The 23,109-nt window shown below is 63.8% G+C and carries 24 protein-coding genes and 4 pseudogenes; 14 read left to right on the forward strand and 14 right to left on the reverse strand.

Annotated features, from left to right (window positions below; all coding sequences use genetic code 11):
- Positions 1 to 139 precede the first annotated feature (139 nt).
- A pseudogene (locus LQ220_RS23055) lies at positions 140 to 922 on the forward strand (type IV secretory system conjugative DNA transfer family protein); the annotation flags it as partial.
- Between the two features lie 291 nt (positions 923 to 1,213).
- Here LQ220_RS23055 and LQ220_RS23060 read toward each other — a convergent pair.
- Positions 1,214 to 2,584, reverse strand: coding sequence for an IS1380-like element ISSp1 family transposase (locus LQ220_RS23060; RefSeq protein ID WP_013039223.1), 1,371 nt, complete (start codon positions 2,582 to 2,584; stop codon positions 1,214 to 1,216).
- A 93-nt stretch (positions 2,585 to 2,677) separates the two neighbouring features.
- On the opposite strand from LQ220_RS23060, the gene LQ220_RS23065 reads away from it, so the two are divergent.
- Both LQ220_RS23065 and LQ220_RS23070 read left to right on the forward strand, forming a co-directional pair.
- On the forward strand, positions 2,678 to 3,082 hold the full coding sequence (locus LQ220_RS23065; protein WP_230190402.1) for a hypothetical protein: 405 nt from the start codon (positions 2,678 to 2,680) through the stop codon (positions 3,080 to 3,082).
- 984 nt (positions 3,083 to 4,066) lie between these two features.
- The gene (locus tag LQ220_RS23070) at positions 4,067 to 5,170 is read left to right on the forward strand and encodes a replication initiator protein A (protein WP_004213366.1); all 1,104 of its coding nucleotides are present in this window, start codon (positions 4,067 to 4,069) and stop codon (positions 5,168 to 5,170) included.
- A 44-nt stretch (positions 5,171 to 5,214) separates the two neighbouring features.
- Here the strand turns inward: LQ220_RS23070 and LQ220_RS23075 are convergent, their stop codons facing one another.
- The 3 genes and pseudogenes from LQ220_RS23075 to LQ220_RS23085 form a co-directional block, all read right to left on the reverse strand.
- Entirely contained in the window at positions 5,215 to 5,499 is a 285-nt protein-coding gene (locus LQ220_RS23075) for a ribbon-helix-helix domain-containing protein (RefSeq protein ID WP_017501683.1), read from the reverse strand.
- A complete protein-coding gene (locus LQ220_RS23080; RefSeq protein WP_017501684.1) occupies positions 5,499 to 6,134 on the reverse strand; it encodes an AAA family ATPase in 636 nt (211 codons plus the stop codon). Before LQ220_RS23080 ends, LQ220_RS23075 begins: the two co-directional genes overlap by 1 nt.
- Before the next feature lie 121 nt (positions 6,135 to 6,255).
- A pseudogene (locus LQ220_RS23085) lies at positions 6,256 to 6,887 on the reverse strand (transcription elongation protein SprT).
- A 415-nt stretch (positions 6,888 to 7,302) separates the two neighbouring features.
- Between LQ220_RS23085 and LQ220_RS23090 the strand changes: the two are divergent.
- From LQ220_RS23090 to LQ220_RS23100, 3 genes are read left to right on the forward strand one after another with little or no spacing between them, the layout of a single operon-like run.
- On the forward strand, positions 7,303 to 7,584 hold the full coding sequence (locus LQ220_RS23090) for a type II toxin-antitoxin system RelB/DinJ family antitoxin (protein ID WP_017501687.1): 282 nt from the start codon (positions 7,303 to 7,305) through the stop codon (positions 7,582 to 7,584).
- Positions 7,553 to 7,873, forward strand: a complete 321-nt coding sequence (locus LQ220_RS23095) for a type II toxin-antitoxin system YafQ family toxin (RefSeq protein ID WP_026109291.1) — start codon at positions 7,553 to 7,555, stop codon at positions 7,871 to 7,873. Before LQ220_RS23090 ends, LQ220_RS23095 begins: the two co-directional genes overlap by 32 nt.
- A gap of 2 nt (positions 7,874 to 7,875) precedes the next feature.
- Positions 7,876 to 8,496 carry a histidine phosphatase family protein gene (locus LQ220_RS23100; RefSeq protein ID WP_017501689.1) on the forward strand — a complete coding sequence of 207 codons (621 nt, stop codon included), beginning with the start codon at positions 7,876 to 7,878 and terminating at the stop codon, positions 8,494 to 8,496.
- Between the two features lie 33 nt (positions 8,497 to 8,529).
- Here the strand turns inward: LQ220_RS23100 and LQ220_RS23105 are convergent, their stop codons facing one another.
- The 4 genes from LQ220_RS23105 to LQ220_RS23120 all read right to left on the reverse strand — a co-directional run bounded on the left by LQ220_RS23105 (position 8,530) and on the right by LQ220_RS23120 (position 10,884).
- Positions 8,530 to 9,075, reverse strand: a complete 546-nt coding sequence (locus tag LQ220_RS23105; protein ID WP_038292857.1) for a recombinase family protein — start codon at positions 9,073 to 9,075, stop codon at positions 8,530 to 8,532.
- Positions 9,076 to 9,225: 150 nt separating this feature from the next.
- On the reverse strand, positions 9,226 to 9,636 hold the full coding sequence (locus LQ220_RS23110; protein ID WP_137710489.1) for a hypothetical protein: 411 nt from the start codon (positions 9,634 to 9,636) through the stop codon (positions 9,226 to 9,228).
- Between the two features lie 146 nt (positions 9,637 to 9,782).
- A complete protein-coding gene (locus LQ220_RS23115; protein ID WP_354958518.1) occupies positions 9,783 to 10,103 on the reverse strand; it encodes a phospholipase A in 321 nt (106 codons plus the stop codon).
- A 16-nt stretch (positions 10,104 to 10,119) separates the two neighbouring features.
- The gene (locus LQ220_RS23120; RefSeq protein ID WP_026109285.1) at positions 10,120 to 10,884 is read right to left on the reverse strand and encodes an IS6 family transposase; all 765 of its coding nucleotides are present in this window, start codon (positions 10,882 to 10,884) and stop codon (positions 10,120 to 10,122) included.
- Positions 10,885 to 11,107: 223 nt separating this feature from the next.
- Between LQ220_RS23120 and LQ220_RS23125 the strand changes: the two genes are divergently transcribed.
- Together LQ220_RS23125 and LQ220_RS23130 are read left to right on the forward strand one after the other, a co-directional pair.
- Complete coding sequence (locus LQ220_RS23125) at positions 11,108 to 11,677, forward strand: recombinase family protein (protein ID WP_017501669.1); 570 nt, start codon at positions 11,108 to 11,110, stop codon at positions 11,675 to 11,677.
- A complete protein-coding gene (locus LQ220_RS23130; protein ID WP_026109286.1) occupies positions 11,678 to 13,051 on the forward strand; it encodes a hypothetical protein in 1,374 nt (457 codons plus the stop codon). It begins immediately after the preceding gene.
- 35 nt (positions 13,052 to 13,086) lie between these two features.
- Here LQ220_RS23130 and LQ220_RS23135 read toward each other — a convergent pair whose 3' ends face one another.
- Positions 13,087 to 13,425, reverse strand: a complete 339-nt coding sequence (locus LQ220_RS23135) for an RNA polymerase sigma factor (protein WP_230190403.1) — start codon at positions 13,423 to 13,425, stop codon at positions 13,087 to 13,089.
- A 516-nt stretch (positions 13,426 to 13,941) separates the two neighbouring features.
- Positions 13,942 to 14,226 carry a WGR domain-containing protein gene (locus tag LQ220_RS23140; protein WP_017501672.1) on the reverse strand — a complete coding sequence of 95 codons (285 nt, stop codon included), beginning with the start codon at positions 14,224 to 14,226 and terminating at the stop codon, positions 13,942 to 13,944.
- A gap of 289 nt (positions 14,227 to 14,515) precedes the next feature.
- Between LQ220_RS23140 and LQ220_RS23145 the strand changes: the two genes are divergently transcribed.
- Positions 14,516 to 14,899 carry a hypothetical protein gene (locus LQ220_RS23145; RefSeq protein WP_157102546.1) on the forward strand — a complete coding sequence of 128 codons (384 nt, stop codon included), beginning with the start codon at positions 14,516 to 14,518 and terminating at the stop codon, positions 14,897 to 14,899.
- 6 nt (positions 14,900 to 14,905) lie between these two features.
- Here LQ220_RS23145 and LQ220_RS23150 read toward each other — a convergent pair whose 3' ends face one another.
- From LQ220_RS23150 to traA, 4 genes are read right to left on the reverse strand one after another with little or no spacing between them, the layout of a single operon-like run.
- Complete coding sequence (locus tag LQ220_RS23150) at positions 14,906 to 16,201, reverse strand: serpin family protein (protein WP_230190404.1); 1,296 nt, start codon at positions 16,199 to 16,201, stop codon at positions 14,906 to 14,908.
- Between the two features lie 8 nt (positions 16,202 to 16,209).
- A complete protein-coding gene (locus LQ220_RS23155; protein ID WP_010339208.1) occupies positions 16,210 to 16,479 on the reverse strand; it encodes a DUF1971 domain-containing protein in 270 nt (89 codons plus the stop codon).
- Entirely contained in the window at positions 16,479 to 17,216 is a 738-nt protein-coding gene (locus tag LQ220_RS23160; RefSeq protein WP_230190405.1) for a DUF6118 family protein, read from the reverse strand. The genes LQ220_RS23155 and LQ220_RS23160 overlap by 1 nt, the downstream gene beginning before the upstream one ends.
- Before the next feature lie 9 nt (positions 17,217 to 17,225).
- Positions 17,226 to 20,162: a Ti-type conjugative transfer relaxase TraA gene (gene traA / locus LQ220_RS23165; RefSeq protein ID WP_017501676.1), complete on the reverse strand. Its 2,937-nt coding sequence runs from the start codon at positions 20,160 to 20,162 to the stop codon at positions 17,226 to 17,228.
- Positions 20,163 to 20,338: 176 nt separating this feature from the next.
- Between traA and LQ220_RS23170 the strand changes: the two genes are divergently transcribed.
- The 5 genes and pseudogenes from LQ220_RS23170 to LQ220_RS23190 form a co-directional block, all read left to right on the forward strand.
- Entirely contained in the window at positions 20,339 to 20,644 is a 306-nt protein-coding gene (locus LQ220_RS23170) for a conjugal transfer protein TraD (RefSeq protein WP_017501677.1), read from the forward strand.
- A gap of 37 nt (positions 20,645 to 20,681) precedes the next feature.
- Positions 20,682 to 20,918, forward strand: coding sequence for a conjugal transfer protein TraD (locus tag LQ220_RS23175; RefSeq protein WP_017501678.1), 237 nt, complete (start codon positions 20,682 to 20,684; stop codon positions 20,916 to 20,918).
- Positions 20,911 to 21,177, forward strand: a complete 267-nt coding sequence (locus tag LQ220_RS23180; RefSeq protein ID WP_026109288.1) for a hypothetical protein — start codon at positions 20,911 to 20,913, stop codon at positions 21,175 to 21,177. Before LQ220_RS23175 ends, LQ220_RS23180 begins: the two co-directional genes overlap by 8 nt.
- 2 nt (positions 21,178 to 21,179) lie before the next feature.
- Positions 21,180 to 22,093: pseudogene (locus LQ220_RS23185) on the forward strand (HEPN domain-containing protein).
- A 2-nt stretch (positions 22,094 to 22,095) separates the two neighbouring features.
- Positions 22,096 to 22,974: pseudogene (locus tag LQ220_RS23190) on the forward strand (type IV secretory system conjugative DNA transfer family protein); the annotation flags it as partial.
- Between the last annotated feature and the right edge of the window lie 135 nt (positions 22,975 to 23,109).

The raw sequence follows: 23,109 nt of genomic DNA on the forward strand, positions 1-23,109 counted from the left end.
CTCATAACGCCGCTCCCTTATCGGAGCGGAACGTCGTTCCTCGCATGGGCGATCGTCAACAACAACCAGCCCGTTCCCGACGTGTTCTCCAAGATGACCAAAATCGCAGCTTCGGGCCGACTGGGCCAATTTCCAAAGGATGCTGCGGGAAATGTCGCGCAGCACGCAGGCGCGCGGCCTGATCGCCCGCGCCGCGAACCGCCACCTGGGCAAGTCCGATCGCGAGGCCGCCGGCGTGCTGTCGGCCGCGCAGCGCCATACCCATTTCCTCGATTCGCCGCGCATGTCGGCCGTGCTGGGGCGCTCGGATTTCACCTTCGCCGATGTGAAGGCGCACGCCACCACCGTCTATCTGGTGTTGCCGCCCGATCGGCTCGCCACCTATGCCCGCTGGCTGCGCCTGATGCTCGCGCAAGGGCTGACCGATCTGGCGCGCGCGCCGTCCTCCCCTGCCCGCTCCGTCCTGTTCCTGCTCGATGAGTTCGCCGCCCTCGGCCGCCTCGAACCCGTCGAGCGCGCGATGGGCCTGATGGCCGGCTATGGCATCCAGCTCTGGCCGATCCTGCAAGATGTTCACCAGCTCCGCGCGCTCTACGAGCGCCGCGCCGGCACCTTCCTGTCCAACGCCGGCGTGCTGCAAGTGTTCGGCGTCAACGATCACGACAGCGCCAGGCTCGTCTCCGATCTGCTCGGCCAGGAGACAGTCGTGTTCGAGACGATGAGCCGCGCGATCGACGCGGAGGAAACCGGCATATCGTTCGGATCGCAGCATGTAGCGCGGCCGTTGCTGACGCCGGATGAAGTCCGCACGCTGCGCGAGGATTTGCAGCTCCTGTTCCTTGCGGGGCAACGGCCGATCGTCGCCGCCAAGCTGCGCTACTACGCCGATCGCGAGTTCGCCGGGAAGTTCGACAAGGCGTGAACGGACACTATCGACGAAGTGAAAAAGGCCGTTTGCTGTATAGTGTCAGAACTGCCGCCAAGGGCGGAAGGATAGAATATGGACCAACGCGTCATTGATCTTTGGGACCGGCTCATGGCCTATCCTCTCTTATTCACGACGCTCGGTTTCGGGCCCGCTCTGGGCATTTGCTGCGGCTGGCTGTATTGCGCGGACGACCGGCATCGCTGGCGTTTGTTTCACCGCATTCGGATTGATGGGCTTTTCGGGTTGAAGGGCTGGGCTCGGAGTTCTGCGGCGCTGCCGCATGGGCTACGTCGGCGCAGGCTTCAGCCGGAGAACGAGGGCGCGGAACAGGTCGGCATCCGGACAGGCGGAAGCGAAGGCAATGCGGATGCGGCTAGCACTTTCTACGACGCGCGCAGCGACCTTGAGCAGCCGCAGGCGCAAGGTGGTAAACTCCGCGCTTGCCAGAGCAGCGGTCCTGGGCATCGCCTGCTGGATGCGCCATAGCAGCCAGTATGCGGCAGTGTGCAGTATCAGGCGCATCTGATTGGCATTGGCCGAGCGGCACGAGGTTCGGTCGCTGGCGAGCTGGGACTTGTGGCGCTTGATCAGGTTCTCGGCCTGACCACGCGCGCAGTAGAGCGTGTCGTAGATGTGCTCGGCCGATCCTGTTGCCAACGAGGTGACGACATAGCGGATGTCCATGCCCAGCGTGCTGGCCTCGATCCGTGCAACGACGCGACGCTGGCACTTCCAGGTCTTTGCCCCATAGCGGGTCTCGGCATAGTTGCGCAGGACGGGACACTGACGCTGGGCGCGCTTGACCGCGCAGGCATCGGCGACCGCAACAATGGCGGGATCGGCGCGCAGCGCTGAATTGGTGGGCAGGCCGAACACGTAATCGACGCGGGCCGCATCGCAGTAGGCCATGACCTCGGGTCGACCATAGTGCCCGTCGCCGCGGATAGTGATGTGGGTATCGGGCCAATTACGGCGCAGGTGACGCACCAGGCGTCGGATGTGCCCCGCCGCCTCCTTTCCAGAAGGCGTCTTGCCTGTGCGCAGCAGCATGGCCACCGGCCTGCCGGTCGCGGTGTCGTAGATATGGATCGGTAGGAAGCAGCGCTCCCCATGATGCCCGTTCCAGAACGAGAGCTGTTGATAGCCATGCACGACGTCGCACGTGTCGTCGATATCCAGCGTGACCGCTGTCGGAGGGGCGGGATAGCTGGCGCAGTAGATGTCGATCATCGCGGCCATCATGCTGGCCAGTTCGCGCGTAGTCGGTGCATTTTCCCACCGGCTCATCGTCGGTTGGCTGGCCAGCCCCGCGCCCGATTCCGGCAGCTTGCCGAGCGCCAGGCGGAAGCCTGGATCGTCGCGCAGAGCATCGAGATCATCGGCATCCTCATAGCCGCACGCAATCGCGAACACACGGGCACGCAGAATGTCATCCAGGCGATGGATCACCCGCGCTGGATCGCGCGGATCGGCAATACAAGCCGCCAGGCGCTGGCAAATCCCCATCGCGCGCTCGGCCTGTGCAAGCAGTAGAACACCGCCATCCGAGGTAAGCCGGCCACCGTCGAACGCAGCTGTGATTTTCTTGCGGCCGACTGCTGGGAATCCAAATGAGCTTGCGATATCATCGTTCATGGCGGGTGTGGCCCGTGGCATTTTCTGCCCTGCGGCAGGTTCGGCTTAGACACCCAGTTCCTAATTCAGATCAGAGGCTTACGCCACTCCCGCCAACCCTTCAGGACACTTTTGGTGAATAAGGCGGGCTATGGAGAGAGCGGTTCCGCACCTCTTCCGGCGATCCGCGACGAAGTGTTGGAGCTGCACGAAGCGATCACCGATGAGGAAAGCCGGCTCGGCCTCATGCGGATATTCAATCTCGTCTGCGATCTTGTGGCGGTGCATCTCCAAGAGACGAACGGCGATCTTGAAGCCTTCGCCCAGCACCGGCAGGGCCAGATATGGATGTTCCTGCGCGCGGAATGTCTTGTCGATGGCGCGTTGGACCGGAGCCGGCTGCGATATGTGACATGGCGCGAAGTCCAGGCCGGCCGCATGACCGAGGATGATCCGCTGCGCCGCTACGCATTGGGCGATGACTCCGCCTTTGATGAGCTGATGGCCGCGCCGACGCCACCGAAGCGGACGCGCCACTAGGCGCGAATGTATAGGCGTATACAAATATACATGTTCGCCGTCTGTTCGCCCTTGGCGTTGTTTAGCGGACTTTCCGCGCCCTGCCCTGCCGGCTCTTGGCGTAGGATTCCGCCCTCTCCCGCAGCAATGTTCGGGGCCAAATCCGTGAAATCGTTGCCTGGCGCACAAACCTTGAGGCTCGCCGTTTCGATCCCCGACCTCGCGAGGATCTAGCTTTCCAGAAATCGGCCGCATGGGAAGCCCGTAGAGCGCCATTGCCGCTTGGACCCTCCCCGGCCTGCCAAACGTCCAGAATGAAGCCCAGCGGCCCGGAAATCGCCCCTGCTGCGACGTTTCCGCCTCCCCTGCCCTCTCGGCTCGATCACCGCCCTATCCGCCTGGCTTTCCTGGAAAGCCAATTGCGACGGTGCCGCTGGCGCTGTGGTGTCGATAGAAGCGGGGCGTTTAAACGATCCTCAATCTAGCAAAAAGCGTGCCGGCGAAGCCGGCTCATCATGGGGATGCCGGGTGGGAGGATCGCAAAGCGATCCGGGGCGGCCGAAGGCCGCGAGCCGGCGGGGGCGAAGCCCCCAAGAGGCGGCGCTTTTCTTCCCTCTGACCGGTGCCGGTAGCGCGGCGCGAGTGGATCATGCTGCCTCTGTCCCGAAAATCAGGACAAGTTGTTCGATCTGGCGGGACGCTGGTGGGTGAAACCACGATGATCCGGCGTCGAGTGGGCGCTGCGGTTAAAGTTATCCACAGGTCGGCCTAGTGTTAATATATGGGTTAAAGAGTCGTGTTACGGGATTTTGGCGGTTTCATAAGCAACTGAAAATATTAGAATAATCGGGCGTTTTTTTGCCCTCGGCGTCAACGGAACCCCGAATCTGGTGACTCCAGAACCCCGAATCTGCGTCAACGAAACCCCGAATCGCGATCACCCGTCAATGAAACCCCGAACTTTTCCGTTGCGTCAATGAAACCCCGAATCTACGGTGCGCGTCAATGAAACCCCGAATCGAGCCTGACCGTCAACGAAACCCCGAACTCCCGCTTGCCGTCAATGAAACCCCGAACGGCGCGGAGGGACGCCCTCCCCTGCTGCCTGTTCGCTACCCCGATCCCGATCTGTTCATTTGCGATGTTCTCGACGCCATCCCCAAGGATGACATGGCCTCGATGGAGCATCCGATTTTCTCGCTCGCGACCAAGCCCGATCGGCGCGTGTTCCGCTATGAGCATAACGGCAACAAGCTCGAAATCGTCCCCAGCGTCAAAGGGCTGGCGACGATCCACGACAAGGATATTCTGATCTACTGCATCTCCCAGCTCATCGGGAAGATGAACCAGGGGGAGCGACCGAGCCGCACCTTGCACCTCACTGCTCGCGATCTACTGGTGTGGACCAACCGGCAAACCGATGGCGACGGCTATGACCGGCTGCGGAGCGCGTTCGAGCGGCTGTCGGGGACGCGGATCACCACGAATATCAAGGCCGATGGCGAGGAAATCACCGAAGGTTTCGGCCTCATCAATGAATGGCGGATCGTGCGGCAAACCCGCTCCGGCCAAATGTCGGAAATCAAGGTCACGCTATCCGACTGGCTGTTCAAGATGGTTGAGGGGCGCAGCGTCCTGACGCTCCATCGCGACTATTTCCGCCTCCGCAAGCCGCTCGAACGGCGTATCTACGAGCTGGCGCGCAAGCATTGCGGCGCGCAGGAAAAATGGTCGATCTCGGTCGAAACGCTACAGAAAAAGACCGGCGCGAGTAGCCATTTGCGCGTGTTCCGCTCGATGCTGCGCGATCTCGTCGCGCACGATCATCTGCCCGACTATGCCGTGGAAATGAACGGCGATACGGTCACGTTCCGCAATCGCGAGGCTCTGGATACGGTCGAGGCGATCGAGGCGGAACCCGAGCGGCCCTATATCGACCCCGAAGGCTTCCACGACGCCAAGAGCGTTGCGCCTGGCTATGACGTTTACGCGCTCTATGACCAATGGGTGTCATGGTGGATCGACAGCGGGCGGCCGGAACTGAAAAGCCCCCGCGCCGCCTTCATCGGCTTCTGTCGCAACAAGCACAAGACTGCCCCCTTGCGCTAGTATAGGTGTATAGATGTATAGGTGTATAATTGTATACATCTATACTAGCCGGCGATGCGCCCCCTTCCCTTCTTCACAAACAGGTCGTCCAGCGCCTCGCCCAGCAGGCTTTGAACGGTCGTCCCTTCCTCGGCCGCGATAATGCGAAGCTGCGTGCTGACCTCGGGAGGGAAATGCCCGCCAATCAGCTTGGTCCCCTGTCGGCCGCTCGGCGGGGCCTTGCGGGTCACGTCTACCGGCTCGATCGCCGACGCTGGGGCCGGGGCCGCGTCTCCGTCCGCCTTGGCGCGGTTCAGCACCGCTTGCAGACTGTTTCCGCCCTTCGCCATCACGCCACCTCCGCCTGATTGTATAGGCGTATATTTGTATACTCGTATAGTCGGCGGATTTCGTCGGCCGCTGGCCCATGCGGCTCGAACTCCTGCACGGCCCGGCCTGCGGCTTGGGCGCGGAAAAAGGCTTTGCGGTTGCCGATCGTCACCGGGCAAACCGTCGCGCCTAGCTCCGCCACGGCCTGAATCGCATCGCCAGTTTCCTGACCTTGCGGGGGCACGAAGGTAAGGACCACGGCAAAGGCGCGGTCGAGCTGGCGCACCACGTCGAGGGTGTGCGTCATGCTCATCGTGTCGAACACGGCCGTCTTAGTCGGGATCAGGATGAAATCAGCGTGACGCGCTGCCTCATAGGCCACGTCGCGCGCGACCGCCGCCCCGTCGATCACGACAAGATCGGTGCCGGCGTCCTCGCAGGCTTTGAGCATAGCGGGCAGGCGCACCGGCTGAATCGACGCCACGGCGGGCGTGTCGAGCTGGCGCACGTCCTTCCAGAACGAGGCCGTCGCCTGCGGGTCCAGGTCGATGATCGCGGCGACCTTGCCCGCCTGCTCGGCCGCGACTGCCAGACAGGTCGCGAGCGTCGTTTTCCCAACGCCGCCTTTCTGTGAGAGAATGGCGAGAACCTTCATGCTACACTCCTACACGTATAATCCTATACTTGTATACACAATAGACCGGGAGGGGAAGCCCTGTCGTTCCCGAAATGACGATAGGGAGGCGCTGAATCTGAAATGACGAAAGCGCGCCGCATCATTCCTCCGGTTCGGCGTCGTCATCGTCCAGCGGCTCATGCTCCATCTGGCCGTGATCCTCGATCGGGCAAAGCGGCGCTCCGGCCTGCTCAAGCCATTTGCGCGCGGTCCTCACGGTATAGCCGCACGTCGCGCACTCGCATTTGAGCATCCGGGTTTTCTGCTTCTTGGGCGCGGTCGACTCCCCGTCCGTGTCGAGACGGGCATGGGGGAGGGGGCCAACGCACTCCAGGATCGGCGCGATGGCCGCAAGGAACGCCTCGCCGGGGGTGGTGGCGCGCATCGGCCCGACCAGCCCCAGCCCAAGGGCGACCCGTTAAACGTCTTCCCATGCCCTGCCGGGATGCCGACAGCGGCATGGACCAGCTCATGCGCGAGGATGGCTGCGATCTGCGCCGGCATCGCGTCGGGCGCGTGCGCCAGGTCCGGGCGGATGAAGATTTCAAAATGCCCGTCCGCGCTCAACCGATTATCCCAGCACTCGCCAATCGCCTTGGCCTTCGCGCCTCTGCTGGTGAAGCCGATCGCCACGCGCACGCGGTCGGGCAGGGGGGCGTCCAGCACCTCGAACAGCGGGGCCATGCCCGCCGCCACCGCATTGAGCCAGCTTTCGCGGGTTTCGTGGGTCATCGTCCTTACTCCCTTCAAATCGCCTGTTCGGCGATGGCCATGCCATCGGCCGGAACACGGACGCCCAAGAACGCCGGCGAGAGAGGGGGGCAGCGGGATTCGATGGGGGTGGTGCGGCCGCAGCGCAGCGAGGCACGGCCCCGTCTAATCCCGTTGCGGGGGAGAGGCGGCCGGGACCGCCTTTCCCCCTTCAAACAGGATCGACGCCGGCGCACGCCGGCACCATGAAGCGAGACCCGCTTGCGATCTCGCCCCCGCCATGTGGGTCGTCACCTTGGGCCAAGACCGCTTGCGGGCTTGGGGAACGAAGCGAGTAGGGCCACGGTGCCGCGCCAGCGGCAGGCGCCGCCCCCTAGCCTGGATTGAAATTGTTGCTCAACTGAGCTACATTATCGGCTTGACTAAGGAGGTTCCAATGGCCGCTACCGCTTTCGTGCGCGCGCGCATCGACGAAACATTGAAGGATGAAGCCGCCGCCGTGCTGGCCGAGCTGGGGCTGACCGTCTCGGATGTGGTCCGCATGACCCTCACGCGGGTCGCCAAGGATCATGCGTTGCCGTTCGAGCTGAAGGTGCCGAACGCCGAGACGCGCGCCGCGATCGAGGCGTCCCGCGCGACGATGAAGGCTCGCCGCGCCCGTTTCACCGATGCCCAGGAAATGTTCGATGCCCTCGACCAAGAAGCCCGCCAGCAGTAAGCGGGCGGCGTTCCCAAGAGAGGCGTCCTACGAAAAAAGGTTCGTCAAGGATTGGGAGCGGCTGTCGCGCAGCGGGCGCTACAACATGAAACAGCTCAAGGAGGCGATGATGATGCTCATCGCCAACGACGCGCCGTTAGGCCCGGAATGGCTGGATCATCCGCTGAAAGGCGATTGGAGCGATCATCGCGAGTGCCATATCGGCGGCGATTTCCTGCTGATCTATACGATTGAGGGGAATCTGGTGAACTTCGTGCGCGCCGGCACTCATGCGGAACTGTTTGAATAGCCATGCGCGTAATCTTCATTCGCCACGGCGAATCTACCGGCAACGCCGGCGTGCCCTGCCACGATCTCGGCGCGATCGAGCTGACGGAGCTGGGCCAGGAACAGGCACGCGAAGTCGCGGCGAGCTGGATAGAAGCGCCCGCGCTCATCGTCACGTCGCCCTATACCCGCACGCAGCAGACGGCTGCGCCAACGATCGCGCGCTTTCCCGGCGTGCCGGTGGAAGTGTGGCCGATAGAGGAGTTCACCTATCTGCAACCGGCGCGCTGGAACGGCACGCGCAGCGCGGAGCGGATGCCGCACCTCGAACGCTATTGGAGCGCGGCCGATCCTGATTATTGCGACGGGGAAGGGGCGGAGAGCTTCGCCACCCTGCTCCGGCGCTGCGAGGCCGCGCTGGCGCGGCTCGCCGCCATGCCGCCCGCCTCGCTGGTCTATGTGTTCGGGCATGGGCAGTTCATCCAGGCCGCGCGCGCGATCGTGGCCGACGCTCATCTTGACGATCAGGCAAAGATGCGCGCCTTCTGGCGCAAGGGCGAGCCGCCAGCGATCAGCAACGCGCAGCGGGTAGGATTCCGCTGGCATGGCAGGCGCTGGGAATGTGCGCCGGCGATCGCCGCCTAAATCAACGCCAGAGAGGGCGGGGGGCGTCGCTCATCACCCCTGTAGCCGCGAAATCGTCGCTTGGCTGACGTTGAACAGCGCCGCGACCGATCGCTGGGTGTCGCCTGCGTCGAGCTTGCGCCGCGCCTCGGCCTGCTGGTGCGGGGTGAGGGCGCTCTTGCGGCCGAACTTGACCCCGCGCGCCTTGGCCTGGGCGCGGCCAGCGCTGGTGCGCTCGGCGATCCGCTGGCGCTCGTAGCTGGCCGCGACGCCTAGAACGGCAATCACAACTTCGGCGAGCTGCGAGGTCGTGTCCACCATCGGTTCGGCGATCGAGCGGAAGCCGGCCCCGGCCTCCTTTACCGCATGGAGGATGTTCAAGAGGTCGCGCGTGTTGCGGGCGAGGCGATCGGTCGCCGTCACCATCAGCACGTCGCCGGGATCGAGCGCGCCGATCGCGCGCTTGAGCTGGGGCCGCTCGGCCGACGCGCCGCTGATCTTCTCGCGGTAGATCTTCGCGCAGCCCGCCGCCTCAAGCTGGGCGAGCTGCTGGGCCAAATCTTGGCCGTTGGTGGAGACGCGCGCATAGCCGTAAATCATGGCGCGATTCTGCATCAGATTTTTGCATCAGGGAAGGGCACGGAAAAGCGCGGCTTTTGGTTTGATGCGAAACTTTTGACTTCGCACCAGAGCTTTTCCTGTGTGCCCTTTGGCGGGATAACCGAACACACCAGCATTGCTGTCGCTCGCTTAGTTCACGCAGACAGGCACCCTAATCGTATTCATTGGGCCTCCACCTGCGCTCGCTATATGACGAGTTTGCCAGACGGTACGGGTACACTTGCCCTTTTTACGGTTTTTGCTCGTCGGTTGTTCTCGAGGCGGGGGCGCTGAATTGGCTTGGCTATTCGCCGGTTCGCGTGGGGGACAGATACCTTGCCTTTCCATGATTTCGCGATGGCGCCTTCCCTGCTCACCGGCCCAGGCATCGGCCTTGGTTTTCCCTTCAGCCAGAAACCGCCGCTTGTATTCCGCCGTGAGGCGCGCCTTGTCTGCTGCGGGAATAGACGAGGAGGAGCAGCGAGGGATTTCTTCAGCGGATACAGGCAGCGACCAAAGCAAGACTGCCATAGTAGTGGCAGCAATAAAAATACGTAACATGGCAATCTCCCGATCATCTCATGAATTCTCAAACAGACTCTTACGCCGTTGGCCTTCCGATGATGCATAAATCACTTTTGCATCAGGGTAAGGGGACGTCCAACGCCGGGCCCGCTACCTTACGATAGATTCTGCCCGGTTCCGGATTAGCGGACGATAGCGACCCCAAGCCGCAGTCGTGTCGCCTTGCGGTCATAATCGAGCAGATTTTCGCCATAGCCAGCAAAGGCTTGGCCGAAGACATAGACGTTGAGGTTGGTGTCAACGATCTTGTCCAGCGGATAGGAAAGCTCAGCGTCTATTGCGCCCTTGCCCGACGAGAAATTAATGCGGCTGTTGGTAGTCAGTCGCAGCCCGTCGTCACGGCCAAACTCCGCGAACAAGGACGTGTGGCCGCGATAGCGTTTCACATCCGGATTGTCTTCAAGGTGGCTCTGTTGCAAACATTCGGGACCGCCGAGCGGCACCGCGCCTTTGTTGGGATCAGGCCGCTTTGTTGAAATGCTGATTGAGCATGGCCATGGCCTCGGTCATGGCCGAGGGGCCAATGCCAAATGATCTTTCGATCAGACGCACCTCTCCCCTGATCCCTGGCTGCAGGCACCATGCCCGGGCCTGCCCTTTGCGCAGGGCGCGCATCACCTCGAAGCCCTTGATCGTGGCGTAGGCTGTCGGCATCGATTTGAAACCACGCACGGGCTTGATCAGCATCTTGAGCTTGCCGTGGTCGGCCTCGAGCACGTTGTTCAGGTATTTCACCTGCCGGTGTTCGGTTTCTGGGGCGAGCTTTCCTTCTCGTTTCAACTCGGCGATTGCGGCGCCGTAGCTTGGCGCCTTGTCGGTGTTGAGTTTCGTCGGCTTTTCCCAGTCCTTCAGACCGCGAAGGGTTTTGCCAAGAAAGCGCTTCGCAGCTTTGGCGCCGCGGGTCGGCGACAGGTAGAAATCAATCGTGTCGCCCCGTTTGTCGACCGCCCGGTAGAGGTAGGTCCATTTGCCCCGCACCTTCACGTAAGTCTCATCGAGACGCCAGCTCGGATCAAAGCCGCGCCGCCAGAACCAGCGCAACCGCTTCTCCATCTCCGGCGCGTAGCGCTGCACCCAGCGATAGATGGTCGTGTGATCGACATCGATGCCACGTTCCGCCAGCATTTCCTCGAGATCACGGTAGCTGATACCGTACCGGCAGTACCAGCGGACCGCCCATAGGATGACTTCTCCGGTAAAATGCCGCCCTTTGAAATCGTCCATCACAACCGACCTTACCAAGACAAGGCCCAACGTTGGCAACCGCATCAGAGTTTGCAACAGAGCCGATGCTTGCGCTTCGTCATGCCGTTTCCTGTCCACAAAAGGTCATCTGGGCCTATGGACAGCGAGGAGTAAAGAGACATAGTATGTGGACGGATATGGGTGGGGCGCAGCGGCTGCCCTCCATAGCGTCCACAGAACGACCGTTGGGGAGACGCACGGCATGGGCGATATTCTGGGCTATGCCCGCGTCAGCACCGGCGATCAGGATGTTTCGGGCCAAACCATGCGACTGGAGAAGGCGGGCGCCATCAAGGTGTTTACCGACGTCATGTCGGGCAAGAGCATGGAGCGGCCCGGTCTGGCCGAACTGATCGCCTATGCGCGTAAGGGTGATACCCTAGCGGTGGTCCGCCTCGATCGGCTCGGGCGCTCGTTGGCCGAATTGCTCGCCACGGTCGAGACGCTACGCGGCCAGGGCATCGCTCTTCTGAGTCTTGAGGAAAAGATCGACACATCGTCGGCCGCCGGCGAACTCATCTTCCATGTGTTCGGGGCCATTGCCCATTTCGAGCGACGGCTGATTTCCGAGCGGACCAGGGACGGCATCGCTGCCGCACGCGCCAAGGGCAAGCAGCCTGGCCGTCAGCCGCTCGACATGTCCAAGGTGGATGCCGCGATCAAACTGGTTGAAGCCCGTATCTCGCCGACCGAAGCGGCGCGGCAACTCGGCATCGGCCGATCGACTATCTATCGCGAAATGCGCCGCCTTGGCGTGGAAAGGCCTGCCTGAATGTCCAGACCGAAATCCGCTCACGATCTTTCCGGATTGATGAAGTACTTGGGCCGTGCGCCCTGGGACGAGATGATGGACGAGATGCTCGTCGCGCATCTTGGCCCGGCCTGCGATGCGATGGATCTTGAGCCTGATGATATATTCGACATCATCGGCGATCATTGGGAGGCGCAGCTGTGGGGCTGTGCTTTCGAAGACTTGCTCACACAGGAACTCGAGCCTGAAGGCCTCAATCTCGTCGATGAGTATCTCAAGCGCCGGGGCTGGAACGAGAAAGCGCCGAACAAGGCTTACATGCGCGCACTGCGCGATACGGTGATGTCGCTCTATGAGGTTAGCGAGGTCGTCCCCGGGCAGTCGATGACCTTGCGGGATCTTCTGCGCGATATTGCGCCGGTCACGGTGCGCGAACATAGCGCAACGCAGACCCTTGTTAACTGGGACAAGATCGCCGCACGGGTCATCGAGGTGAATGGCCGCCATGGGATTTCCGGCGCCTTATTACCGTTCAGCGCGGACGGCGCCGGGCGAGTGATCGAGGCCTTTTCCCAACTTGAAGACGATGGGCCAGGTACTGACCGACTGTCCCCTCCCGAAAGGGAGGGCCTCCTAAAAGCGTCAGGTCCGATTTTCACCAATATCTGGCTGCTTGATTGTCTGGGCAAGGCCATGTCCGGCAGCGTGCCGGAAATGGTCAATGCCGATGGCGATGATCTTGTGTTCCACCGTATCGTGTTCCCCCTGGCGAAGGGCGTGATCGGCAAGAGCGTGGTTCGCAGGCTGAACGCGGCGCAATGGCTGGAACCTGCGAGCGATACGTTCTGGAACTGGCTGGCGCCAGTGACGAAGAACAGGAAACCACGAACGACCAAAGGCGGGCAGGCTTTTGTGACAACCATGGAGGACGGCACACCTGTTTTTGCCAATGTCGAACTGGTGGGTCGCAAACTGATCGTTGAGGTCAATAGCGCCGCCCGCGCGGAGCAAGCGATCACGCAGATGCGCGAATGGCTCGGTGATTGCGTGAGCACACCTATGACCGAAATTCGGACTATGGCCCAGTTCATGGCCGATGACGCCGCCCGCGCTCCGCAGGAAGAGCCGCTCGATATCCCGTCGGACGAAAGGGAGCGCATCGTTCATGAGATGCTGACACGCGAATATACCAAAACGCTTGATGAAGCGGTGCCCGCCCTCGGCAACAAGACACCGCGGGCTTTGGCCCGTACAAAGGCAGGCCGGGCGAAAGTTGCCGACTGGCTAAAATATATAGAGAATGGTGCGGCAAAATCCGGGACTGGCGAGCCAATGGCCACCTATGATTTTACGTGGATGTGGCAAGAGCTGGGGCTGATCGACTTCCGCCGTTGACCGCCCTCACATCGCCGTTCTGGTATTGTTCGGGCTTAGCGTTGTCTGGCGTACCATCCACGCGATGCCCTCCGGTCGCGCGCATCCTCGGGCAGGTCGGCGTGAAAGCGGGCGCGGCGACGACCGGTGAGAAAGCAGTTCTTCATCACGGTCCGGGTCCAGGCGGCGAGGCTTGTTCCCGCCGCGAAGCTGGCGCGCGCGGTCCAGCACCGAAGCATGGTGTCCTGCAGAAGGTCGTCGGCATCGGCGCCCCCTCCAGTCAGTCGCCGCGCATAGGCGCTGAGCGACGCCGCCTGCTCGATCAGCGCTGCTCCGAACGCATTGTCGGGCATGGCGATCGGCAAGGGAACACGGGCAGGTATATCGGACGGCATCTCATTCTCCGGGCAGGGCTCTCCTGCCCCTCAAGCGATATAGGGTGCGGGCGCCGATGTTTCCGGCCAGACCGCTTCAAGGCCCGCTTCGTCCCGTCCCGGTCGATCGGGGCTGCGCCCGTGCTATAAGGCTCCCATATCGCGATCGGAGAGAGACGATGGAGCGCCTGTTCCCGCGCGCCTTGATAGCGTGCATTCGTGAGGCTCGGCCGCCGACGCCGCAGGAGCTTGCATCGATGGCCGAGAAGATCTGGCACGAGGCTTTTCCAGAGCGTCCATTTCGACGCGAGCGCGCCATGACCATCGCCGCCGTAGCGCTCACAGGCGAACGCCAGACGTGCAAGGGACCGCCGGCATCCTGTCCCGCTGAACCATTTCCGGCTAGAATGCGGAGCGCTACGGTCGGCCGATGGTCGCCAGGGCTGTCGTCCAGGAGAGGATGCGCCGCTTGAGCCGGCAACATGCTGGCCGTAGCACCGGCCGGTTTCTTCAAGCAGCCGATGTGGCGGTGGCGGCTCAAATCTCGGTGGGCACCGGCTTGTAAGGCACTCCGATCCGGGTTTCGGCCGTGCCGCGCCGCCGCAGGGTCGCGGCAATGTGGCGGTCGGCCGCCGCGCGATCGATGAAGGCGTGCCGCTGGGCCTGGCCGTGTGAGCCGATCCGGCCCCAGCGGGTTTCCACAACGATCATGCCGAAAAGATCGAGGCTCGCGGTGATGCTGTAGCGCCGGCGGATGTTGCGCGCCGGATCGAGCGCCACCAGCTCGATCGGCTCGGGCAAGGACAGGTTCGCGCCATTCATGGCGCGGAGCCTACGAATTATGCCTCTCCAAGTCCGGCGACTTTCTTGAATCAATGGCACGCCGGTGATTCAAGAAATCGATGGTTCCTCGAAGCGTTACCGCGTCTGCGGGAGTGCGCGACGCTTCTGGCGCTGTTCGAGCCAGGTGGTGAACGCCGACTGGGTGCAAACGTCCAAGGGTTCATAGGTGCCCGGCGCAACACGCCGAAACAGCATGGGGCCGGTCCGAACGGTGCTTCGGCCGAGAGACACCTGGCAGCTATTCCCGGTCATTCCGCACCGGCCACCTATGTTCATCACCGGACTGGTGCGGATGCGAATTGGTCCCGAGACGCGGCCCTTCGTGATGCTGATAACGCGCGCGGGGCGGCTCTGCTCGATCTTATGCCCGGGCCTGAACCATGGTCGTGCTCGTCCGTCCGACCCGCACCAGAAACTGCGCGGTGCCGTCACCGGCGCCCGCCCTATCTCCAACTCACCAACAAGATCGGCTTTGGTGAACGCCGCGCGTCCCGCTGCCTCGATATTGTCGGGCAGGATGCAGGAGCACGCCATGGCGGGCGTGGACGCGCTCAACGCCGCACCGGCCAGAGCCGTGCCGATCGCTCGCGATAGCGACACCATCATCATACCGGGAGGCTACGCCCGCACGGCTGAACGGAGCATGGCCTGAGTGCGCCTATGGAATCGCTGTCGGATCGGCGATGCGCCCGAAAAACAGCACCGCGCCGCTCTTTCGGTCTCGCAGGGTGGCAAGGAAAGGACGATCGACCACCATCTCCGGCACCTGAGGCTCTATCCGCGCACTGGTCACGACGATCTTGACTGCGGTTGCCGCCGCCGCCTCGGTGCCCTCCTCATCGACGCGCAGGAAGGTCGCGTGCGCCACGTCATCGATCGCGAGGCGCGCACCGCTGGCGAGCCCCGACAGGTCCGCACGCTGCTGGTCGAAGGCGCTTGGCATGCCCGCTGCGATCAGCGCTGCCTTCACGCTCTCATCGAACCTCGCTTCGAAGCGGGGCAGAACGATCCGCATCTCGCGAGCCTGCTCCGCGGACAGGTCGAAACGATCATTGCCGCCCTGCTCGCCGGCGAAGAAATCGACACCCTTCAGCTCACGCTCCCAGCGGCGCAGGGTTGCCGCGTCACGTGGCAGGAAAATCTCCATCACGAAACGACCGTTGCGACCATAAGGCAGCGCGATCGCTTGCCCTTCCCGGGTCTCGCGGTAGTCGAACCGGCCAATCCGCTTCATCATCGTGATCGGGATGCGCGTGCCGTCGCCACGCGTGAAGGACCGCGTTTCCGTCTCCTCGAACGGCACCTGCCACTTCGCCTTGAAGTAAAGCGCGTTGGTCAGCACAGCGGCGGTGTCATCCCCGAAGCCGCTCGGAGAGACGATCTCCGAAATCCTGCCCTTCGTCTCGCGCGAAACCCAGCCATTGATCCGCTCGGCCGCTCCGGTGGGATCACCAGCATAATCGACGGTTTCCGGAGCCGCTCCGAAGCCGGCATGCGCCTCGGCGACATACTCGTCCCGGACCGGCAATCCCTTCGCCAGCCACAGCGCGTTCGCGATGCCGAGCGCGGTATCGGCATCGCCGGTGTCGTTAAGCTGGGCATTGTAGGATTTGATGAGCGCAGGGACGTTGCGGGACGAATCCCAACCAAGCACGCGGCCAATCTCCTCGCGCGTGGCGCCCCGCGCGCCAAGGTAGGCGAGCCCCAGGCCCTGCGACAAGCTGACCGGGGAGATGAACAGATTGGCGTTTGCATCGGCCTTCGCTGCCAGGTGCGGGTAGACCTTGACGGTCATTAACGCCGCGCCATAGGTCAGGTCATGCGGCAAAGCCTCGGCGTCGGGCCGGGACAGGCTTGTAGGAAGCGAGCCGGGACTCGGTGCCGGGTCGCGCGTCGCACAGCCACCAAGCGCGAGGATGGCAAGAAGCGGGTATGACAAGGCTGTTTTAGGCATGGCTCTCCCTAAAGGCTTGGCTGCTGATCGTAGAAATCGACCTGCATCCGCATGGCTCCGAGCGGTTCCACGAAATGCGGCTGTTCGGGCAAGATCAGCCCTGGCCGGTCAGGTGTAAGGACCACCTCCGAGGCCGGGTCGAGATAGGTGAGCTTCAATCTCCCTTCGATGACCCGGATCACGCCCCACACACCGGCCTTGGTGCGATGTTCGGAGCGCAGGGCAGCGGGCAATGTCGCCTCATCGAATATGGGCGTCGAGCGGTAGGGAATCACCATTATCTCTTCACTCCCACCTGGATCGTGCATCGCACCGGCTGATCCGCCTTCCTTGCCGCTTGCCGGCATCCTTCGATCTTTTCACGATTGTCGCGCAGCAACCTGTCGGCCGCGACGATCGCCTCCCAGCTCGCCGGTGACGCGCTCGCCATCAAATGCTGCCCGGCATCCCACGGTGTCGCCTCGGCAAGAGCCCGCGTCGCCATGCGTTCGGGCCATTGCCAGCTCGCCGGCGCGATCTCGCGCGCGACCATACCGGGAAGGAAGGACCAGAGGAGGATGCCGATAAGCAACCCGCTCAACCCGAACCATAGTTGACGGTCCTTCTGATCCCGCGCCGTCAGCGCCGATTGAACGACGGTGCGCAGCTCGCGCCCCTGCTGCTTCATCTCGTCGGTGGCGGTCGCGAGGGCGGCATGGTCGGCGCTGCGAAGGTCGGCCGCCGCTCGATTGATCTGCGCCGAAACCTGTGCAGGCGTCATCGCCAGCGCCGGCGACTTCACGATGGCCGTCGTAACCTGGTCCAGGCGTCCGTTGATGCCGTCCAGCCCCTGGACGACATACCCCAGCGTCTCGGAATAGTCGGGCACGTTGATGCTGGCGCGCTCGGCCGCCAGTCCCTCGATGGCGCGGCGCATCAATGCCAGCTCGCCGCGCTGCTGCTCGACCGCGGCGCGCACCTGCTCGAATGCTTCCGCCGCCGCGTCGCCGCCTTCCTCCCATTCCTCGTCCGCCATTGTCTCTCCTTATCGGCTCAACCCTCGATCGCGGCCGATTTCCAGCGAACGGGTCAATTCCTGGCTGATCGGACGATCCCGGCGCATCTCCAGCCCCAGTTCGGGCGCGCGCCGCCGCAGCACGGATTCGAGCTGCGGATCGCGATGCAGTCCTCCCGCCAAGCCATCCATCTTCTTGGCCGTGCGCTCCGCGCCGGCACGATCGCCGCTGCGCGCGAGCTCGGCCCGCTCGCGCGCCATACCTTGCCAGCGCTCCACGAAGCGGTCGGCACGCAGTTCGGGATTGGAACGGACCTGGGCTTCCTCGGCCATTGCCCGCGCCGCCCCGCCGGCTTTGCCTTCGGCCGCGTCGCGCACCAGTGCGGGGTTGCGTTCGAACGCGGAAGCCAAATCCCGAGCCGCCTGGGGGCGCAACCGATCGAGCGCGTCCCCGGCCTTCGCCAGCGCCTCTTTCTGGTGCGGGAGCACAGGCAAGCCCTTCTCGCGCATCCGGTCCATATCGGCCTGGACGCGCGCATAGCGTTCGATCGCCTTGGCCTGATTGGGCGCGGGCGATCCCCGCTCGGAGCCGGTGTTGATCGGCCCCCCTTTGCCGTCGCGCACCGGCTCGGGCGACGTCGGTTTCGGGCGGAAGCCGGCGAACATGCCCTTGGCCTTCGCCTGCACCTTGGCGACCATCTCCCGCGCGAGTTCCGGGAACCGGATCTCGCGCCGCTCGGCGAACGCACGCACCCGGTCCTGCTCGGCCGTAGCGCCCTCACGCCCATAGTCGCCGGCCATGTCCTTTGCGCGGTCACGCGACAGGACACGGGCGAGCTGACGCTGATCGGCAAAATCATCACGCCCATAGTGGAGCTGCGCCCCGTCACGGTGCCGCGACATGCCGACATAGGCCGAATGACGGTCCATCCCCGGCGTCGCCAGCACATGCGCCTGATCCACCGTCACGCCCTGCGACTTATGGATGGTCGCGGCATAGCCATGATCGACATGGGCATAGTCCTTGAGGTCGAACGCGATCCTCCGGCCATCGTCGAGCTGCACCGCCATGCTGTCGGGCGAAACGCGCTCGACCTTTCCCAGCGTGCCGTTCTTCACGCCAAGGCCGCGCTCGTTTTTCAGGAACATGATGCGGTCGCCGCTGGCGAAGTCGCGTGGCCCCCGCTCGGCCGACACGCGCACGTCCGCCCCCAGCTCGCTGGCGTCGCGCAGACGTTCGCGCGCGGCCTGGTTCAAATCGCGCACCTCAGCATTGGTGTGGGTGAGGATGATCCGCGTCTTGTCCGGATCGGCAAGCCGCTGCGCGTCCCAGCGGCCCACCAGCTCGCCCCGCGCAGCTTCGCGCGTGTCGGCCGCGTGGACCATGCCGTGCTGCTCATAGGCATGGATCGCCTCGCCGGTGCGGCCCGTCGCCAGCGCCTTCGTGGCGTCGCGCTGCCAGTCCTCATGCTGCCGGCGAACGTCGCTGATTTCGGCCGCGCCGTGGCGCTCGGCCAGCGCGCGGAACGCCGCGCCGGCCTCGATCGCCTGCAACTGCTCGGCGTCGCCGACAAGAACGACCTTAGCCCCTGCCCGCTCGGCCTCTGACAGCACGCGCTCCATCTGGCGCGTGCCGATCATGCCGGCCTCGTCGATCACCAGCACGTCACGCGGACCTAGCAGCTCGCGCCCCTGGCCCCACTGATATTCCATGCTGGCGATCGTGCGCGACTGGATGCCGGAGCCGCCTTCCAAGCCCTCGGCCGCGATCCCCGACAGGGCCGCGCCGCGCACCTGATAGCCGGCGCGCTCCCATTCGTCGCGCGCAACGCCCAACATGGTCGATTTGCCGGTGCCGGCGTAGCCGACCACAATTGAAAGATCGCCCTTGCCGGTGATATGTGCCAGCGCGGCCTGCTGTTCTGCCCCGAGTGTCAGGCCCCCACTTCCGGCGGCGGCGTCACGATTCCACGCTGCCGCCGGGAGACCATGCCCCTCCCGTCCAGCAAGCCGATCGCCGGCGCGTTCCAACCGCTGCTCGGTGTCGATCATATCGCGCGAGGTAAAGCGGTCCTCGCCGCGTCCGTCCTTGCCCAGCGCCACCAGCTCGGGGCTGGTCCGCACCGCGCTCATCACCTGGTCGAACTGGTCCTTGCCGTCGCTGTGCCGGAACGCGAACTGCGCCAGGTCGCGCCGCGTGAACGTCGCCTGTTGCCGCGTGATACCGTCGAGCGCGATTTCCGGATTGGCGATGATCTTCTCGCCATTCTCGCGCGCGATCCGCGCATGATCCTCGACCCGCTCCGCCTCAAGGCCCTGTTCGGGCATACGCGATGCCGCTGGCCCGATCTTGTGCTGCGGCTCCAGGTCGATCCCCTGTGCCTCCAAGGTGCGATGATCTATGCGGGCATCAATATCCAGCTCGGCAAGCCGCTCGTTGACATGGTTCGCCCATGCCTCGCGCCACCTCTCCAACAGCTCGGTTCGGTTCCACTCGCGGACCTTCTTCCCGAACCCTTCCCCGTCCACCTCGCGCATCGACAGCATGACATGCGCGTGGGGCTTGGGCATCCCATCCTTGCCCATGTCCCAATGGACATTGAGGTCCGCGACCATGCCGCGTTCGACAAACTGCTTTTCGACAAATTCGCGGGCGAGCGCGACGCCCTGCACCTGATTCATTTCGCGCGGAATCGAGAACTCTACCTCGCGGGCAAGCTGCGCGTCCTTCCTGACCTCCCCCGCCTCGACCTCGTTCCACAAGGTCGTGCGGTCGTTTAAACGCTCCGGCGCACCTTCGGGCAACAGGATTTCCGAATGAACGACGCCGGCCTTGTTCGAGAAATCATGGTCGCGCCCGAGCCGGTCGTCGTGCAGCCGTTCCGCCGCACGATAGGCAGCCGACGCAACGGCGCTCGATCCGTTGGCGCGACTGATGACCTTGGCCGAGAAATGGTAGATCGCCATGACAGCCGCTATACTGCCCTTCTTAGCGCACGTCGGCAACGACGTATAAGCGCGCACTCACCACTCTCTGCCGTTCGCGTGATTGACTTGGCCGCATTTCATGATGGAACCGCTGTCCTGCCAGCGCGATCGTGCTACTGTGCGGCTCCTGTTCGACGGGCGCGAGGGAGAGAGTGATGCGAAAAACGCGCGACTATGACGCCGAATTGCGGGCACTGAGCGACAAGGCCAAGTCTATCAAGGCCAAGAAGATCGAGCAACTTGGGTTACTGGTGACGGCAACCGGGGCCGATGCGCTCGATCTCGACACACTCGCCGGCGCGCTGCTCGCTGCCGTGGAATCGGCCGACGCTGGCGAAAAGGAGGCGTTGCGCTCGCGGGGCGCGGCCTTCTTTCAGGGACGCGGGCGCAAGGCTGGGCGACGCTCTGGCGGCAACGGCGAAAGCGGAAACCAGACTGGCGCAGGCGAGGCACAGGGTTGAAGCCGCCAAGCGCCGCACCGATACGAGAGGATGGGTCGTGCAGCGCCGCGAACGCACCCGCCATCTCATAGAGCTGGGCGGCCTCGTCCAGAAGGCCGGCCTCGTCGAATTGGCCGACGACGATCGCGCAACGCTCTACGGCGCGATGCTCGATCTTGCCGCCCGCGCGCGTGATGATGGCAACGCGCTCGCGCTCTGGAAGCGGCGCGGCAAACGTGCGTTCGACGCGGAAGCGGAAGGACAGGACAGCAAGGAACAGACCGCCCATGACTGACGACACCTCGCGCCTTTCCTGGCAGCTCCTGATGGTCGGCCCCGGCATCGACCACATCACCCCCGATATTCAGGACAAGCTCGCAACCCTGCTCGATCTGCTGCCCGCCACGGCGATCATCAACGTCCAGACCGACGCCGGCTATGTCACCGTCTCACGCGACTGGCCCAGCCATCGCATGGAAACCGTCGATAGCCTGGTGGACGCCATCGCCGCCGCTCAGGGCATCACCGCTATCGACCTGCCCGAAGCGCGCTGACCATGCGCGCCGGCCTCGATCATCTTCCCGCCGCCAAGCGCCGCGAGCTGGAACGGGTCGCCCGCGTCCTGTTCGATGAATTTGAGGATGCCGTCAAAACCAAGCTCTCCGACAAGCGCAAGGGCGGCCGCATCCTCAAGCTGATCCTGTTCGGCTCCTACGCGCGCGGCGATTGGGTCGAGGATCGCGCCAGCGGCTATATCTCCGACTATGATCTGCTCGTCATCGTCAACTCCGAGACCTTCACCGATCTGCAACATGGTGGGCTGTCGCCGACGATCATCTGGTGCGCGAGCTGACCGTCACCCGCCAGCTCGCCACGCCCGTCAATTTCATCGTCCATTCGCTGATGGACGTGAACGACCAGCTCGCGCGCGGCCGTCCCTTCTTCGCCGACATAGCCCGCGATGGGATCGCCCTCTACGAAGCGCCGGGACAGCGCCTCGCCGTGCCGCGCCAGCTCGACGCGCAGGAACGCCACGCCGAAGCCAGGGCGCATTATGACAAGTGGCTCCCCGATGCCGCATACTGCCTGACGCTCGCCGAATATGCGATCCGCGACGGCGAGACCAACCATGCCGCGTTCATGCTCCACCAGGCCGTCGAGCGCGCCTATCATGGCCTGCTGCTCGTCCTGACGCTCTACGCGCCCAAATCGCACCGCATCGGCATCCTGCGCTCGCTTGCCGAAAATCTCGATCCCCGGCTGATCGAAGCCTGGCCGCGCGATACCCGCGCCGCCCGCCGCCATTTTGCGCAGCTCCAGCGCGCCTATGTCGAGGCGCGCTATTCCCATGCCTATGAAATCACCCCCGACGAACTGGCCTGGCTCGTTGACCGCGTGAAGCATCTCCACACGATCGCCGCCGCGATCTGCGCCGAACATCTCGAAAACGACAGCGGGAGGGAATCCTGATGATGGAATGGTTCCGCCAGCTCGGCCGCGCGATCCGCAACCTCGCGCGGCTCGCGCGCGAACAGCCGATATGGGCGATCACGGCCCTCGTCACCAGCCCGGTCGCCCTCATCCGCCACCTGTTCGGCGTCCTGGTCCTGTTCCTCATCACCGGCCTGGTGCTGGGGCTTGGGGTGCCGCTCATTCTTGGCAGGCTGCTCGGCCTGGCCCACGATTCCCATATCTATCAGACCGTCATGATGCTGACGGCGATCGTCGTCATCCTCGTCGCGCTGCGCGCCCTCTTTCAACCGCTGATCCTGCGCTACGGCGGCCCTGCCGGCGATGCCACGCACGGCTCGGCCCGCTTCGCCACCGATCGGGAAACTCGCCCCCTCGCCCAAAATGGCGACGGCCTGCTGATCGGCCGCGACCGCAAGAACGGCAGGCTGCTGCGCTATGCCGGCCCCTCGCATCTGCTGACGATCGCGCCGACGCGCACCGGCAAGGGCGTGGGGACCATCATTCCCAACCTGCTCGACTATCCCGGCCCGGTCGTCTGCATCGACCCCAAGGGCGAGAATGCCCGCATCACCGCCCGCCATCGGGCAAAGTTCGGCCCGGTCCATGTCCTCGATCCGTTCGGGGTGACGGGCCTTCCCGGCGCTGCCTTCAATCCGCTCGATCGCATCGACCCTGCCGGCCTCGATCTCGCCGACGACTGCATGACGCTGGCCGACGCGCTGGTCTATGACGCTCCCGGCGAAGCCGGCGAGGCGCATTGGAACGAGGAAGCCAAGGCGCTGATCGCCGGCATCCTCCTGTGGGTGGCGTGCGACCCGGAATCGCGAGGCCAGGACCGCACGCTGGAAGCGGTGCGCGACTGCCTCACCTTCGCGCCCGATAATTTGGCCCAGTCGGCCCGAAGCTGCGATTTTGGCCATGTTGAAGAACAAAGATTGAACATGGCGATCTACCAGGCTCGCTCTTGTCCTCCAATCTCGTAAACATCGGTCTCGATCGAGCACCTGTAGCTC

This window comes from Sphingobium sp. CECT 9361 (assembly GCF_918741285.1).
In the GTDB taxonomy this organism is placed as follows: Bacteria; Pseudomonadota; Alphaproteobacteria; order Sphingomonadales; family Sphingomonadaceae; genus Sphingobium.